The following is a 15,710-nucleotide window of genomic DNA, read 5'->3' on the forward strand; positions in this document are numbered from 1 at the left end:
CCTTCGCCGCGCGTACGAGGATCGGCGCCGGCTGGAACACGTACAGCCACCTCGTCGGCGTCGGCGACGCCGACCGCGACGGCCGCCCGGACCTGTACGCGGTCGGCGCCGCCCCGTGGGAGGCGCTCCTGTACAAGGGCACGGGCGACTGGCGCGCGCCGTTCCGCTCTCGCGAGCAGGTCGGTGTGTACTCCGACGGCACCGAGCGCCGCCACGACCTCTTCGCCTGATCGCCGCCCCCGTCGAGCACCACCTCCCAGGGAGAGACCTTGAGTTCCGCACGCACCACCCGCCACCTCGCGGCGGCGATCACGGCCGCCCTCGCCATGACGACGGGCACGCTGGCGGCCGGACCGGCCGTCGCGGCACCGGCCACCGAGGGCGTGGTCCTGCCGGCCTCGGAGACGGACCAGCAGGACGTCATCGCGTTCCCTAAGCGCTCCGACATCACTTTCGCGGGCCGGACCGGGTTCCTGACGCGAGCGTGGTACTCCAACGAAATCCGATGGACGCGGTTCTCGGACGGGTCCTCGTCCGTGCTTCCGGGCATGCGGGTCCTCGGTGTCCCCGGTACAGACCGCGTCGTCGTCGATGACGGGCGGCGGGGCATATCACTGACGGACATGGCCACGGGATCGGACGTCGTGGTCGTCCCGCCCGAGAAGGTGGGCTACCCCGAGGGATGGGCGATCGGCGCCGCCGATTCCACCATCCTCTCCTCGGTCGGCGACGGGTCCCTCCGGCTGTACAGCGTGATCGACGGCGCGTTGAAGCGGAGGTCGGTGACCGGACTCCCTCCGGACGCCGACCTCGTGACCGGCCGGGCGGGCACGGAGCCTGGGACGGCGAACGTGACCTACGCGACCGGGACGAAGAAAAGGCATGAGGCCGTCGTGGACCTCGCGACCGCGACGGTCGTCGGGATCCACGATCTCCCGGCGCCCGGTCCGGACGCGGTGATCGACGACTCCGCCGAGTCGGACACGCACAGGGCCTGGGCGGAGAGGTCCCTCGTGTCCGGGGACACGACGCTGGTCGTGTCGGACCGGCAGACGGGCGCGACGCAGCGCATCCCGCTCGGAACCATGACCTCCCCCGCCGTCGGCCTCGCCGGGAACTGGGTGACGTACGCGGCGAAGGGAGGGTACGGACCGGAGCCCAAGTACGCCCTGACCGCCCGTTCCCTCAAGGACGGATCCACGCGCAGGCTCCTGGATCACGTCTCGTCCGAGGTCATGGCCCCCGACGGCACACAACTGGTACGCGGTGGCACGGTCGCCCAGGGCGAGGGGCTGTACCGGATCGCACCCGGTGCGGACGGTGCTCCGATCGCCACGCTCGTCGCGACCACCGGAGAGCCGACCAAGGTCACGCTGGTGCGGCACAGCATCCCGAGCGTGATCGACCTCGACCGCAACGGTGGGGTGGTCAACCTGGACTGGGAACTGTCCCGGGTCAACGTCGAGATGACCGTCACCCTGCGCCACACACGGACCGGGACGACGGAGACGGCGTACCTGTCCCCCAGCCAGGACGAGCTCGTCAGGGAACGAATCGCCCGTCTCCCGTGGGGCGGCAACGTGTACAACGGCGACTACACCTGGGAGATCAGCGCCCGGCCCCTGAACGGCATCGGGCCGGTGCTGAAGGAGTCCGGCGCGTTCAAGGTCGTCCGCAAGACCGCCCCGCACGACTTCAACGACAACGGCTCCCCCGACGTGCTCCTGCGCGACGGCGCAGGTCGACTCTGGCGCAGCGACACCAACTACTTGGCGGGCGGCGACCAGTTGTACGGCCGGCGCAGCCTCGTGGGCAGCGGGTGGCAGATCTACGACCGGATCGAGGCGACGGGGAACCTCGGCGGCCTGGCCGTCGGAGACTTCGTCGCCCGTGACAAGGCCGGCGTGCTCTGGCTCTACCTCGGCAAGGGCGACGGCACGTTCGCCTCCCGTACGCGGATCGGCTCCGGCTGGAACACGTACACCCGGCTCGCCGGCGGCAGCGACCTGACGGGCGACGGCCGCCCCGACCTCGTCGCCACCGACAGGGCCGGGGACCTCTACCTCTACAAGGCCACGGGAGACCACAAGTCCCCCTTCTCCGCACGGAAGAAGATCGGCCACGGCTGGGGCATCTACAACGACCTCACCGCCGTCGGCGACATCGCCGGAGGCACCGCCGGAGACCTCGTCGCCCGCGACACCTCCGGCGTCCTCTGGCTCTACCTCGGCAAGGGCGACGGCACCTTCGCCGCGCGTACGAGGATCGGCGCCGGCTGGAACACGTACACCGACCTCGTCGGCACCGGCGACGCCGACCGGGACGGGCATCCTGACCTCCTCGCGTACAGCGCCGAAGGCTCGTACCTCTACAAGGGGACGGGCGACTGGCGTGCACCCTTCAAGGCGCGTGAACTCGCGGCCGTGGATGAGCTTGCCACCGCGTACAACCTTCTCTCCTGATCAAGGACCCGGGCACGCAGCCCTGGTGCGGCCGGTCGATCGAGAGGAACCGTCCGAACAAGAACTCCGCGCAACTGACGAACAGGTGTACAACCCTCCCCCGCGATCATGAGTCTGACCGGGCGTGGCGCATGGTGCGCCCGGTCTCTCTGGGGGAGGACCTCACTTGTTCCACGTACGAGCCGCCGCTCGTCATCGCCTCGCCGCCGCCGTCACCACGGTGCTCGCGGTCACGGCAGGCGCGGCCCTGACCACGGCCGCCCACGCGAACGCAGTACCCGCAGGGCCCGCCGGCGTCGTCCGGGCGGCTTCCGCCGCACCCGCCGACGCGCGGGACGGCGTCATCACCATCCCCGCGACCTCCCGGATCGTCGGCGCCGGCCAGAGCGGGTTCCTCGCCGCCGAGGCCACCGACAGCGGGTCCGTCTTCCGCTGGACGAGTACGACGACCGGCACGACCACGGAGCTGCCGAAGCGGTACAGCGGGTACCACGCCGGCGGCACCGACACCGTCGCGACCAAGGAAGACGGCAAGACCCAGTACCTGCTGCACGACATGTCGTCGCCCGGCAGCGCCCCGAAGGTCATCTCGCAGCCGGACACCCGCCTCTCCTGGCGAGGGCTCGTCGACAGGACCCTCGTCTTCTCGTCCTGGGACCCGAACGGCAAGAAGGGGCAGCTCCGCCTCGTCCGCGAGGGCATCCACGAGGGCTCCGACCGGCAGGTGACCGGCCTCCCGGCGAACTTCACCTTCCAGAGCATGGAGCCCGTCTCCGCGACCACGATGTTCGTCCGGTACTACGTGGACGACCCCGACGCCCGCCGCTTCCACTTCGCCGTCGTGGACGTCACCAGCGCCTCCGTCGTGGAGCAGCGTGAGGTCGGGGCGGCCGGGTACTCCGTCGACTCGGCGGTCTCCACGGGCCGCATGGCCTGGGTGGAGGGCGCGTCGACGGCGAAGAACGAGCTGAAGTACGCCGACCGCGACGGCACGGGCAGCGCGCCGGCCGTGAAACTCCTCGACCTGGGCAACGCCCTCAACACCCACGTGAGCATCCTGGGCGACTGGCTGGCCTACACCGCCGTGCCGTACGCGCAGTCCTACGACCTCAAGTCCGATCGCTTCGCGTTCAACGCCCTCAACGTCCTCGACAACAGGACGGTGAAGCTGCTGGACCACGCCACGTCCGCGGTCCCCACCCCCGACGGCGCCCTCCTGGTGCGCGGCGGAACGCTCGCCCAGGGCGAGGGCATCTACCGGGTCGCGCTCGGGGAGGACGGCACGCCCACGGCCACGCTCGTCGCGGACACCGGCGTTCCCACCGCGCTCACCGTGCTCAAGACGGACGTTCCCCCCGTCGTCGACCTGGACAGGAACGGCGGCTCGGCATCGCTGAGCTGGACCCTCGCCCGCTACAACGCCAAGGGGACCGTGACGCTGCGTCACGTCCGCACGGGCCAGAGCGTGGAGCGTACGTTCAGCGGGACCAGCGCCACCCACGGGCCCCGAGTCGTCGAGTTCCCCTGGAACGGCCTTCTCACCGGCGCCCAGGGCTACGCAGCGTTCGCCCCCGGCGGCGACTACACGTGGGAGTTCAACGCCACCCCGGTCAACGGCATCGGGCCGGACGTCAAGGAGTCCGGCACCTTCAAGGTCACCCGTGCGGTCACCCTGCACGACTACACCGACAACAGCACCCCGGACCTGCTCTCCCGTGACTCCTCGGGTGTCCTGTGGCGCGACGACTCGGCCAAGACGCCGTCCTCGTCGGCTCCGTACTCGACCGGCCGTGTCCGGGTCGGCAGCGGCTGGCAGATCTTCAACCAGCTGGAGGCCGTCGGGGACGTCGCCGGCAGCCCGGCCGGCGACGTCGTCGCCCGTGACGCCTCCGGTGTCCTGTGGCTGTACCAGGGCAAGGGTGACGGCAACTTCGCCGGCCGTACGAAGGTCGGCGGCGGCTGGAACACGTACAACAAGATCACCGGCGGGAGCGACCTCGACGGGGACGGCAGGTCCGACCTGCTCGCCACCGACACGACGGGTGCCCTGTGGTTCTACAAGGGCACGGGCGACGCGGCCTCGCCGTTCGGCGCCCGGGTGAAGGTCGGCAGCGGCTGGGGGATCTTCAACCAGCTCACGGCCACCGGCAACCTCTCCGGCACCGCCGCCGGCGACCTCGTCGCCCGCGACACGGCCGGTGTCCTGTGGCTCTACGAGGGCAAGGGCGACGGCGCCTTCGCGCCCCGTACGAAGATCGGCGGCGGCTGGGGCGGCTTCACCCACCTCGTCGGCATCGGCGACGCGGACCGCGACGGCCGCAACGACCTCTACGCGGTCGGAGCGTCGGGCTCGAAGCTCTACGCGGGCACGGGCAACACGACGACCCCCTTCGCGCCCGCCGTGGCCGGCAACCTGCTCGGGGACTCGGCACCGGTCAACTCGGTGTTCTGACACCGCCGGCAGCCCTCCGCCTCCTCCCTTGCGAGGGAGGGGCGGAGGGCTGCCCTCGTCCTGACGGACGTCGGCGCGGGCGCCCAGACCGCCTCGCCCGGGTCCCGTACGTCGTGTACGCGGCCGTGCGACCGACGGCGTCGTTGTCAGAACGCGAAGACGGTGCCCGTCTTCGCGTTCAGCTCGCACGTGTTCCCGAACGTCTTCTTCCAGCCGACCGGGACGTTGTCGAAGGTGCCCTGCGCCTCCGCCACCACCGGTTCGTAGACCATCGGGCACATGACGTCCGCGTCGCCGCCCTTCAGCCTGTCGAAGTCGCCGCCCGCGTCGTCCAGGGCGGTGCACGCGACCTCGGCCTGCGGGTGGTTTCCGCCGGTGGGGCCGCACCCGAGATAGACCTCCTTCACGTCGCCGGTCGCGCCGGACGTGATCGTGAGGAAGATCCGGGTGGGCGGGGTGGGCGCGGCGTCCGCCGCGCTCGCGAGCCCGAGGCCCGCGACGGTGGCCGTGGCCACGGCCAGTGCGTGGGTGCTCTTCATGCACCGCAGAACGAGGGCTCCGACCCCGGGTCACCAAGCACCACCCGCATGACCGGGAAGTTCATCCACTTCGCCGTCAACTGGCCGCGTCCCAGCCGGCGACGAGGCCGCCCGGCGGCGGTGGAGAGTCCGCGGCGAACGGGGGTGCTGGCTCCGGCTCCTCGGGCGGGGGCTCCACCCCGTCCACCCCCAGGACCACCCGGCCCGCTCCCCCGCCCTCCGGCGGCGGCTCCTCGGACTCGGGGGCGTACTCGCTGAACGTGGGTGACGGGAAGTGCCTGACGAGCAGCGCCTTCGTGGTCACGTACGCGTGTGAAGGCACCAGTACCCAGCTGTGGCGGAACATCGCCCCCGTGTGAGCGGGCCCGCACGCCGGCCGCCGGGGCCCCGTTCAGTCCGCCCGGCCCTCGTGCTTACCGAACACCGGCACCCGTACCTCTCCCTCCGTACGGAACGTGACCTCCAGGTCCATCCCGATCCGGAGGTCCGCCTCCGCCACGTCCACGATCTCCGTCATCATCCGCGGGCCTTCCGCCAGGTCGACGACCGCCGCCACATACGGCACCCGTTCGCCGAACGGCGGGAGGTCGTTGCGGTGGACGACCGACCAGGTGTACAGCGTGGCCCGGCCGCTCGCCGGCTCCCAGGTCACGTCCTCGCTCCAGCAGTGCGGGCAGAACTCCCGCGGGTAGTGGTGGGCCCGGCCGCACGCGGTGCAGCGCCTGAGCAGCAGACGGCCTGCGCCCGCCGCCTCCCAGTACGGGCGGGTGAAGGCGTCGATGTCGGGGTCGGCGGCCGTCATCAGAAGAGTCCGATCGCGTGGTCGAGGGACCAGGTCTGCCAGGACATCGCGAAGAGGGCGACGAGCGAGATGAGCGCCATCATCGCGTTCTGCCCCTGCTCGGCCCAGTCGTGGATCATCAGGCCGAGGTAGAGCAGGTTGAGGAGCAGGCCGCCGACCAGGGCGATCGGGGTCAGGAAGCCGAAGGTCAGGCCGAGGCCCAGGGCCAGTTCGGCGTAGACGACGACGTACGCCATCAGCTTCGGGCGCGGGGCGACGACCGAGTCGAAGCCGCGCTTCACGAAGGGCCAGCGGTGCTTGCCGGCGACGTCGGCCGCCCAGGCGATGCCCGTGCCGCGCTCGAACCAGCCCTTCCTGTCCTTGTGGCGCCAGCTCTCCAGCCACCAGAGGCCGAGGCCGATGCGGAGGACGGCGAGCCATTCGGCGCCGGTCAGCCAGACGGTCTGCATCGCTCGGTACCTGCCCCTCCTCGATCCTGATCTGACGGTACGTCAGTTCAGCGGATCCGTCACCGTCTGCGCAAGACCCCCGCACGCCACCGCACAGTCCACCCACGCGTGACCGTTTCGCAACCGATTCCCCTCTTGACCGAGACCCACCGAGTGAGCACGCCGTTACGCTGAGCACTCATGGTCAACACCCCCCATTCCAGCCCCGATCACCCGGTGTACGTCATCGGGGGCGGACCCGGCGGACTCGCCGTCGCCGCCTCACTGCGCGCCAAGGACGTCCGGGCCGTCGTCCTGGAGAAGTCCGACGCCGTGGGCGCCTCGTGGCGCTCCCACTACGACCGGCTGCGGCTGCACACCACCCGGCGCCTGTCCGCGCTCCCCGGCCTCCCGATACCCCGGTCCTTCGGGCGCTGGGTCGCCCGCGCCGACATCGTGCGGTACCTGGAGAAGTACGCCGAGGTGCACGAGCTGGAGATCGTGACCGGCGTCGAGGTCTCCCGCGTCGAGCGCGCCGGGGACCAGTGGCTGCTGCACGCGACGGGCGGGCGGCAGCTGACCGGGCGGGCCGTGGTCGTCGCCACCGGCTACAACCACACCCCGCGCCTGCCCGAGTGGCCCGGCCTGGAGGCGTACGGCGGCGAGATCGCGCACGCGAGCGCGTACCGCAACCCCGCCCCGTACGCCGGGCGGGACGTCCTCGTCGTCGGCGCCGGGAATACCGGCGCCGAGATCGCCGCCGACCTCGTCGAGGGCGGGGCGGCGCGCGTACGGCTCGCGGTGCGCACGGTGCCGCACATCGTGCGCCGCTCGACGGCCGGGTGGCCGGCCCAGCGCACGGGCATCCTGGTGCGGCGGCTGCCGGTGCGGCTTGTGGACAAGCTGGGCGAGCTGATGTGCCGCATCGCCGTACCCGACCTGTCGGAGCACGGGCTGCCGCGGCCGGACACGGGGCTCTACTCGCGGGTGCGCCAGGGCGCGATCCCGGTGCAGGACGTGGGTCTGATCGACGCCGTGCGCCGGGGGAAGGTGGAGATCGTGGGCGCGGTCGCATCCTTCGACGGCGACAAGGTCGTCCTGGCCGACGGCTCGGCGGTCACCCCGGACGCCGTGATCGCCGCGACGGGCTACCGTCGGGGCCTGGAGCCCCTCGTCGGACACCTCGGGGTCCTGGACGAGCGGGGAAGGCCGGTGACCCACGGGGCACGGACGCCGCGCGAGACGCCGGGGCTGTACTTCACGGGGTTCACGAACCCGATCAGCGGGATGTTCCGCGAGATGGCGCTCGACGCGGAGAAGATCGCCCGGCGGATCGCGAGAACAGCCACGCGCTGACAGCCACGCGCTGACGGCTACGCGCCGACAGCTACGCCGCCTGACGCCCGCGCGGGTGGACGCGCGGGCCGCCCGTACGGGCTGACCGCGCGGGCCGCCCGTGCGGTCAGCCGAGTCCCGGCGGCCGCGCCCTGCCAGCCGCGCGAGGGGCAGGCCGCGGGGAGGGCAGGCCGCGCGAGGGGCAGGCCTCGCGGGGAGGACAGGCCGCGCGGACGCGGGCCGCGCGGGGGCGGGCGTTGCCTGCCGTCGCCAGTCTCCTCGACGGCTCCCTTCCGGGGCGCCCCACCGGCCCGTATGCGCACACCCATTCCTGACTGCGCGTCAGTTCTGTAATCTGACTATGCGTCAGGTCGATGTGCGGACTGTTCAGCGACGAGCAGGGGAGCGGCGGAACGATGCTTGGATCGACTCACGGCACCTTCACCACCGATCTCCGCGCCCGCGTGGTCGCCTGCGGAGACCACTCCGGGACCCCGGGGGTCGCCGTGCACGGCGTCACCGCCGTCGAGGGGGACACGGACGTCAGCGGGCGGCCGCTCCACGCGCCCGTGCCCGACCTCGACCGGTTCTTCCGGCCCGGGTCCGTCGCCGTCGTCGGGGCATCCGACGCCGAGGGGCGGCCGAACACCGGGATCACCCGGCAGCTGATCGCCTGGGCCGAACGGGTCGGCGCCCGGCTCGTGCCCGTGCACCCCACCCGTACGACCGTCTTCGGCATCGATTGCGCGCCGTCCGTCGCCGCGCTCGCCGAGCCCGTCGACCTCGCCGTCCTGCTGGTGGCCGATCCGCTCCCCGTGATCGAGGAACTGGCTGAGGCCAAGGTGAGGTTCGCCGTCGCCTTCGCCTCCGGGTTCGCCGAGACCGGCGGCGAGGGCGCCGCCGCGCAGGAACGTCTCGCCGACGCCGTGCGGCGCTCCGGGATCCGTCTCCTCGGCCCGAACACCAACCTCAACGCCTTCGAGCGGTTCCGGGACGACCTGGACGGGCCCGCCATCGCGCTCATCACCCAGTCGGGGCACCAGGGGCGGCCCGTCCACACCCTCCAGGAGCTGGGGGTACGGCTCTCCCACTGGGCGCCGACGGGCAACGAGGCCGACCTGGAGACCGCCGACTTCATCTCGTACTTCGCGACCCGTCCCGAGGTCGGGGCCATCGCCTGTTACGTCGAGGGGCTCAAGGACGGCCGCTCCTTCCTCCTCGCCGCCGACCGCGCCGCCCGCGAGGGCGTGCCCGTCGTCGCGGTCAAGGTCGGGCGGACGGAGACCGGGGCGCGGACGGCCGCCTCGCACACCGGGAAGCTGACGGGCGCCGACCAGGTGGTGGACGCGGCCATGCGGCAGTTCGGAGTGATCCGGGTCGACGGGCTCGACGAACTCCAGGACACCGCGGCCCTGTTGGCCCGCGCGCGCAAGCCGGTCGCCGACGGCGTCGTCGTGTACTCCATCTCCGGCGGTACCGGAGCGCACTTCTCCGACCTCGCCACCGCCGCCGGGCTCCGCCTGCCGACCCTCCCCCGGACCAAGCAGGACGAGCTGCACCAGTGGATACCGCCCTATCTGAACGTCGCCAACCCGGTCGACAACGGTGGGCACCCGGTGGGCGACTGGCGCGGGCGGAAGATCATCGACGCGATCCTCGCCGACCCGTCCGTCGGCGTCCTCATCTGTCCGATCACCGGTCCGTTCCCGCCCATGAGCGACAAGCTCGCGCAGGACCTGGTGGAGGCGGCCGAGACGACCGACAAGCTGGTGTGCGTGGTGTGGGGGTCGCCGGTCGGTACCGAGGCGGCCTACCGCGAGACCCTGCTCGGTTCGTCGCGCGTCGCCACCTTCCGTACCTTCTCCAACTGCATCGGGGCCGTGAAGGCCTACCTCGACCACCACCGCTTCACCACCGGCTACCGCTCCCCCTTCGACGAGGCCCCGCGGACCCCCTCCCCCTCCTTCCGCAAGGCGCAGGCCCTGATGCGGCCGGGCCGGCAGCTCAGCGAGCACGCCGCGAAGCAGCTCCTGCGGGCGTACGGCATCAGGGTGCCGCGCGAGCAGCTGGTGACCAGCGCGGCAGCGGCGGTCCGGGCGGCCGCGCTCGTCGGCTACCCGGTCGTGATGAAGGCGTCGGGCGCGCAGCTCGCGCACAAGACGGAGCTGGGGCTCGTGAAGGTCGGGCTGACCTCGGCGAGCCAGGTGCGGGACGCGTACCGCGAGCTCACCGACATCGCCCGCTACGAGGGCGTCGACCTCGACGGGATCCTGGTCTGCCAGATGGTCGGGCGGGGGGTCGAGATGGTGGTGGGCGTGACCCGCGACCCGCTCTTCGGGCCGACGGTCACCGTGGGGCTCGGGGGCGTCCTGGTCGAGGTCCTGAACGACGCGGCCGTGCGCGTGCCGCCGTTCGGCGAGGACCAGGCCAGGGACATGCTCGGCGAACTGCGCGGGCAGGCACTGCTGAAGGGCGTACGGGGGGCTCCGCCGGCGGACGTGGACGCGCTGGTGGAGGTCGTGCTGCGGGTGCAGCGGATGGCGCTCGAACTGGACGGCGACCTCGCCGAACTGGACATCAACCCGCTGATGGTGCTGCCACGGGGGCAGGGCGCGGTGGCGCTCGACGCGCTCGCGGTCTGCCGATAGGAGCCCTGGTGGAAGACCTGCTGCACGAGGTCGGGAACGGCGTCTCGTGGATCACCCTCAACCGGCCCGAGGCGATGAACGCGGTCACCTGGGACCAGCGCGAGCGGATCATCACGCTGCTGGCGGAGGCGTCCGCCGACCCGGACGTACGGGCGGTGGTGGTGACGGCCACCGGGCGGGGCTTCTGCGCGGGGGCGGACCTGCGGGGCACGCCGTCGTCGGACGAGCGTGTGCCGGACGAGCGTGTGCCCGGGGGGCATGTGCCGGGCGAGCGTGTGCCGGGGGAGCGTGTGCCGGGGGACGTGGCGCGGACGATCCGGCAGGGCGCGCAGCGGTTCATCGGGGCCGTACTGGACTGCGAGAAGCCGGTGATCGCGGCGGTGAACGGGACGGCGGCCGGGATCGGGGCGCATCTGGCGTTCGCGTGCGATCTGGTCCTGGCGGCCGAGTCGGCGAAGTTCATCGAGGTGTTCGTGCGGCGGGGTCTGGTGCCGGACGGGGGCGGGGCGTATCTGCTCCCCCGGCTGATCGGGCCGCAGCGGGCGAAGGAGCTGATGTTCTTCGGGGACGCGGTGACCGCCCACGACGCCCGGGAGCTGGGCCTGGTGAACCGGGTCGTGGCGGCAGAGGAGCTGGAGAAGACCGCGCGGGAGTGGGCCGAGCGTCTCGCCCAGGGGCCGACCCGCGCCCTGGCGCTCACCAAGCAGCTGGTGAACGCCTCGCTGGACGCGGACCGGGCCGCCGCCTTCGCCGCGGAGGCGGCGGCCCAGGAGATCAACATGACCACGCGGGACGCGAACGAGGGCGTCGCGAGCTTCGTGGAGCGCCGGACGCCCCGGTACGAGGGCCGCTGAGCCGCGCGAGGGGTCAGGGCGCGGTCAGGGCAATCAGGCGGTCAGGGCAATCAGGGCGCGGTCAGGCTGAACTTCTGCCCGTTGGTGTTGCTGGCACCAGGGCTGTTGATGTTGTTGTTGGTGCTGATGTTGTTGAACATCGGCAGGACGCCGTTGAGGTTGACGGGGAGGATCGACAGGACGCCGCCCCCCTCCTCGCCGTCGTCGTCACAGTCGCCGCCGGTGACGGTCGTGGGGTCGCTCGCGGAGTCCGAGGCGCCGGTCGGCGTGTCCTCCACGATCGCGGTGTTGGTCAGGTTGCAGGGAGCGTCGGCGGCGACCAAGACCGTCACGTCGATGGCGTAGCCCTGGCCGGCGGGGATCGCGGGGGTGTTGCACGTGAGCGTCTGGGTCCAGACGCAGCTGACCGCGACGTCGTTGTCGACGACGTTCAGGTCGTCGATCTGGAGCCCTGCCGGAAAGGTGTCCGTCATCTCCGTCCCGCCGCTCGCCTCGTCACCGGAGTTGGTGACCGTGATCCGGTAGACGCCCTGACCACCCCGGGCGAAGTCGCCCGTGTGGGTCTTCGTGATCTCCAGCTGGGCCGCCGCGTAGGCGGAGGTGACCCCGAAGGCGAACGGCAGCCCGAGACCGAGTCCCAGGACGGTGCCGACGGCCGACATGCGGCGCCCGAACGTGTGCGTGGCCATGTACGTCTCCTGTCGTGTGATGTCTGTCGCGACCGGCTCCGGCTGCTCCACGGCGGCACGGTCCACGGATGTCTGCACGTCGGCAACGCACCAGGTGGGGGCCTGATTACGGGGGCATGGCCCGCTTCACCCGATCGCCATGACGAGGTGGCCGCCGTGCGGGGTACGGACGGTCCTCGGCACACGGGTTTTCATCTGACGACTCGTCAGGTTCAATGGACGTGTGATGGGACACGCTGGGATGGCGGCCACCGCCGTCCGATACCTCAGGTCGGCCGGATCGCCCACGACCGTCGAAGCACCGCCCAGGCCGCGGCTCCGGGCGGTACGGGAGGACGAACGGCTGCCCGTGGACCCGGCCGAGTTCCGGCGCGTGCTCGGGCACTTCGCGAGCGGCGTCACCGTGGTGACGGCGCTGGACGCGGACGGCCCGGCCGGCTTCGCCTGCCAGTCCTTCGCCTCGCTCTCCCTGGACCCTCCCCTGGTGGCCTTCATGGTCGCCCGTACGTCGACGACCTGGCCCCGGATCGCCCGCGCCGGGGTCTTCTGCGTCAACGTGCTGGGCGCGGACCAGCGGGCCCTGTGCCTGGGCTTCGCGAAGAGCGGGGCTGACAAGTTCGCGGGGGTGGCGTACGACGCGGCTCCGGTCACGCGCTCGCCCCGGCTGGCCGGGGCCCCCGCGTGGATCGACTGCACGATCGCCACGGTCCACACGGGCGGGGACCACCTGATCGTGGTGGGCAGGGTGGAGGCCCTGGGCACTCCCGACGAGGACGAGGGCGAGCCGCTGCTCTTCCACCGGGGCCGGTTCGGGCGCTTCGGCGACTGACGGGCGCCTGTGGCGGGTGCCGTCGGGGCCAGGCGTCGCCGGTTCCTCGATGCCGGGGACGCCGTGTATCGCGGGCGTATCGAAAACCGCATACGCCACCGCAACGGCCCCCCGTCTCCAATGGGCACATGACCCACGACGCATCCCTGCCGGTACCGACCCGCCGCACGCGCAGGACCGTGCTCCTCGGCCTGGCGGTCCTCGGCGTGGCGAGCGCCCTGTTCGTCGTACGGAAGCCGCTCATGATGTCCGCTCCGAGGTGCATGGCCGGGCGGTGGCACGGCTGCCTCGACACCTTCAACGGCGTGATGCTCATGACCTTGGTCACGCTGCCGCTGGCCGCGCTGGTGGCGTGGGCCCTGGCGCGTCGTCGGCGGGCCGCAGGCGTCGCGTCGGCGTGGCGGAAGTCGCTCGCCGAGGTGGGCATGGTCCACGGGACGGTGCCGTTCGTGTGGATGACGATGATGCCGGGCGGCGGGGCCGGGACCGTCCCCGCGCGGGTGAGCCTGGTACCGCTGCGGGACCTGGTCACGATGGGGCCGCTCGGGATCGGCGGCAACCTGCTGGTCTTCGCGGCGCTCGGCTTCTTCGCCCCGATGCGGTCCGCGGCGCTGACATCCGTACCGCGGATCCTGGCGCTCGGGGCGGGCTGCTCGGTCCTGGTCGAGACCGCCCAGTACGTCCTGCGGCTCGACCGGGTGTCCTCCGTGGACGACGTACTGGTCAACGCCGCCGGCGCCGCGCTGGCCGGGCTGGCGTCGCGCCGCTGGTGGCGCACGTCGCCGGAGACGCCCTCCTCGTACACGTCGGCGGTACGGCGTGCTGCTTAGGCTTCCGGCATGCGCGTACTGATCGTGGAGGACGAGCCCTACCTGGCCGAGGCCGTCCGTGACGGCCTGCGGCTGGAGGCGATCGCCGCCGACATCGCCGCCGACGGCGACACCGCCCTGGAACTGCTCAGCGTCCACTCCTACGACCTCGCGGTCCTCGACCGCGACATCCCCGGCCCCTCCGGCGACGAGGTCGCCCGGCGCATCGTCGCCTCCGGCAGCGGCATCCCGATCCTCATGCTCACCGCCGCCGACCGGATCGACGACAAGGCCTCCGGGTTCGAACTCGGCGCCGACGACTACCTCACCAAACCGTTCGACCTGCGAGAGCTCGTCCTGCGGCTGAGGGCGCTCGACCGCAGACGCGCGTACGCCCGGCCCCCGGTCCGCGAGATCGCGGGCCTGCGGCTCGACCCCTTCCGCCGGGAGGTCTTCCGCGACGGCCGCTACGTCGCGCTCACCCGCAAACAGTTCGCCGTGCTGGAGGTCCTCGTCGCCGCCGAGGGCGGGGTCGTCAGCGCCGAAGAGCTGCTGGAGCGGGCCTGGGACGGGAACGCCGACCCCCTCACCAACGCCGTGCGCATCACCGTCTCCGCCCTGCGCAAACGGCTCGGCGAACCGTGGATCATCGCCACGCTCCCCGGCGTCGGCTACCGGATCGACACCGGCACGGACAGCGCCCCGGGCACGGACACCACCGGCCCCGGCACGGACCGCGCCCCCGGGACGGACGCCACCGGCCCCGGCAGCACTCATGCCTAGACGCCGAGGGCTCAGCGCCCGACTGAAACTCACCCTCAGCTACGCCGGGTTCCTCGCCGTCGCCGGAGCCCTCCTGCTGGCCGTGGTCTGGGGGTTCCTGCTGCGCTACGTACCCGACAACTCCCAGGGCCTTCTCGGGATCTCACCCAACCGCTACCTCCTGGTGCGCACCTTCGTCCCCGCCGCGGCCGTGGCGATGCTCTTCCTCCTCCTGTTCGGCCTCGTCGGGGGTTGGATCCTCGCCGGCCGGATGCTCGCGCCCCTCACGCGGATCACGGACGCGGCACGGAGGGCCGGGAACGGGTCGCTGTCCCACCGGATCCGTATGAAGGGCCGCCAGGACGAGTTCCGCGAACTCTCCGACGCGTTCGACTCGATGCTCGAACAGCTCGAGTCCCACGTCGCCGAGCAGCAGAGGTTCGCCGCGAACGCCTCCCACGAGCTGCGCACCCCGCTGGCGATCTCGCGCGCGCTCCTCGACGTCGCCCGCGAGGACCCCACGCGGGACCGGGGCGAACTCGTCGAACGCCTGCACGCCGTCAACACGCGGGCGATCGACCTCACCGAGGCCCTCCTGCTGCTCAGCCGCGGCGACCGCGGAACCCTCACCCGCGAGAGCGTCGACCTCTCCCTCCTCGCCGAGGAAGCCGCCGAGACGCTGCTTCCCCTCGCCGAACAGCGCCGGATCACCCTCGACGTCACCGGCGGGGCGGCCCGGACCAGCGGCTCGGCGGAGCTCCTGCAGCGGATGGTGACGAACCTCGTCCAGAACGCCGTCGTCCACAACCTCCCCGCCGACGGCACCGTGACGGTCCACACCGAGGCGTACGGCGACAGGAGCGTGCTGCGGGTCGAGAACACCGGTCCTCGGCTGCCACCGGAACTCGTACCGACCCTCACCGAACCCTTCCAGCGCGGAGCGGAGCGCGCCCGCACCGACGAGCACGCCGGCGCCGGTCTCGGCCTGGCCATCGTGGCCAGCATCGTCCGCGCCCACGACGGGACCCTCGAACTCGCCCCCGGCCCGGCCGGCGGTCTCCTCGTCACGGTCGGGCTTCCCGGCACGCCGTAGACACAGTC

At 72.1% G+C, this 15,710-nt stretch carries 14 protein-coding genes and 1 pseudogene; 10 read left to right on the top strand and 5 right to left on the bottom strand.

Annotated elements, in window-relative coordinates:
* The 3 genes and pseudogenes from M5362_RS31815 to M5362_RS31825 all read left to right on the top strand — a co-directional run.
* A pseudogene (locus M5362_RS31815) lies at positions 1–230 on the top strand (hypothetical protein); the annotation flags it as partial.
* Positions 231–269: 39 nt separating this feature from the next.
* Entirely contained in the window at positions 270–2,462 is a 2,193-nt protein-coding gene (locus M5362_RS31820) for a VCBS repeat-containing protein (RefSeq protein ID WP_260231361.1), read from the top strand.
* 166 nt (positions 2,463–2,628) lie between these two features.
* A complete protein-coding gene (locus M5362_RS31825; protein ID WP_260231362.1) occupies positions 2,629–4,914 on the top strand; it encodes a VCBS repeat-containing protein in 2,286 nt (761 codons plus the stop codon).
* Between the two features lie 146 nt (positions 4,915–5,060).
* Here the strand turns inward: M5362_RS31825 and M5362_RS31830 are convergent, their stop codons facing one another.
* The 4 genes from M5362_RS31830 to M5362_RS31845 form a co-directional block, all read right to left on the bottom strand.
* On the bottom strand, positions 5,061–5,453 hold the full coding sequence (locus tag M5362_RS31830) for a subtilase-type protease inhibitor (RefSeq protein WP_260231363.1): 393 nt from the start codon (positions 5,451–5,453) through the stop codon (positions 5,061–5,063).
* Positions 5,454–5,529: 76 nt separating this feature from the next.
* A complete protein-coding gene (locus M5362_RS31835) occupies positions 5,530–5,757 on the bottom strand; it encodes a hypothetical protein (protein ID WP_260231365.1) in 228 nt (75 codons plus the stop codon).
* An 87-nt stretch (positions 5,758–5,844) separates the two neighbouring features.
* A complete protein-coding gene (locus M5362_RS31840) occupies positions 5,845–6,255 on the bottom strand; it encodes a Zn-ribbon domain-containing OB-fold protein (protein ID WP_260231367.1) in 411 nt (136 codons plus the stop codon).
* The gene (locus M5362_RS31845; protein ID WP_260231372.1) at positions 6,255–6,704 is read right to left on the bottom strand and encodes a DoxX family membrane protein; all 450 of its coding nucleotides are present in this window, start codon (positions 6,702–6,704) and stop codon (positions 6,255–6,257) included. Before M5362_RS31845 ends, M5362_RS31840 begins: the two co-directional genes overlap by 1 nt.
* 180 nt (positions 6,705–6,884) lie before the next feature.
* Between M5362_RS31845 and M5362_RS31850 the strand changes: the two genes are divergently transcribed.
* From M5362_RS31850 to M5362_RS31860, 3 genes are all read left to right on the top strand, one after another.
* On the top strand, positions 6,885–8,039 hold the full coding sequence (locus M5362_RS31850) for an NAD(P)/FAD-dependent oxidoreductase (protein WP_260231374.1): 1,155 nt from the start codon (positions 6,885–6,887) through the stop codon (positions 8,037–8,039).
* A 395-nt stretch (positions 8,040–8,434) separates the two neighbouring features.
* Positions 8,435–10,666: an acetate--CoA ligase family protein gene (locus tag M5362_RS31855; RefSeq protein ID WP_260231376.1), complete on the top strand. Its 2,232-nt coding sequence runs from the start codon at positions 8,435–8,437 to the stop codon at positions 10,664–10,666.
* 74 nt (positions 10,667–10,740) lie between these two features.
* Positions 10,741–11,520, top strand: a complete 780-nt coding sequence (locus M5362_RS31860; protein ID WP_374214560.1) for an enoyl-CoA hydratase/isomerase family protein — start codon at positions 10,741–10,743, stop codon at positions 11,518–11,520.
* A gap of 50 nt (positions 11,521–11,570) precedes the next feature.
* On the opposite strand, the gene M5362_RS31865 is transcribed toward M5362_RS31860, so the two are convergent.
* A complete protein-coding gene (locus M5362_RS31865; RefSeq protein ID WP_260231378.1) occupies positions 11,571–12,209 on the bottom strand; it encodes a DUF11 domain-containing protein in 639 nt (212 codons plus the stop codon).
* 241 nt (positions 12,210–12,450) lie between these two features.
* On the opposite strand from M5362_RS31865, the gene M5362_RS31870 reads away from it, so the two are divergent.
* From M5362_RS31870 to M5362_RS31885, 4 genes are all read left to right on the top strand, one after another.
* Positions 12,451–13,038 (top strand): flavin reductase family protein, encoded by a 588-nt coding sequence (locus tag M5362_RS31870; protein ID WP_260231456.1) that lies wholly within the window; start codon positions 12,451–12,453, stop codon positions 13,036–13,038.
* A gap of 128 nt (positions 13,039–13,166) precedes the next feature.
* The gene (locus M5362_RS31875; RefSeq protein WP_260231379.1) at positions 13,167–13,868 is read left to right on the top strand and encodes a VanZ family protein; all 702 of its coding nucleotides are present in this window, start codon (positions 13,167–13,169) and stop codon (positions 13,866–13,868) included.
* A 9-nt stretch (positions 13,869–13,877) separates the two neighbouring features.
* Positions 13,878–14,630 carry a response regulator transcription factor gene (locus tag M5362_RS31880; protein WP_260231380.1) on the top strand — a complete coding sequence of 251 codons (753 nt, stop codon included), beginning with the start codon at positions 13,878–13,880 and terminating at the stop codon, positions 14,628–14,630.
* Positions 14,623–15,702, top strand: coding sequence for a HAMP domain-containing sensor histidine kinase (locus M5362_RS31885; RefSeq protein ID WP_260231381.1), 1,080 nt, complete (start codon positions 14,623–14,625; stop codon positions 15,700–15,702). Before M5362_RS31880 ends, M5362_RS31885 begins: the two co-directional genes overlap by 8 nt.
* The last annotated feature ends 8 nt before the right edge of the window (positions 15,703–15,710 follow it).

The sequence above is a fragment of the Streptomyces sp. Je 1-79 genome (assembly GCF_025195125.1).
In the GTDB taxonomy this organism is placed as follows: Bacteria; Actinomycetota; Actinomycetes; order Streptomycetales; family Streptomycetaceae; genus Streptomyces.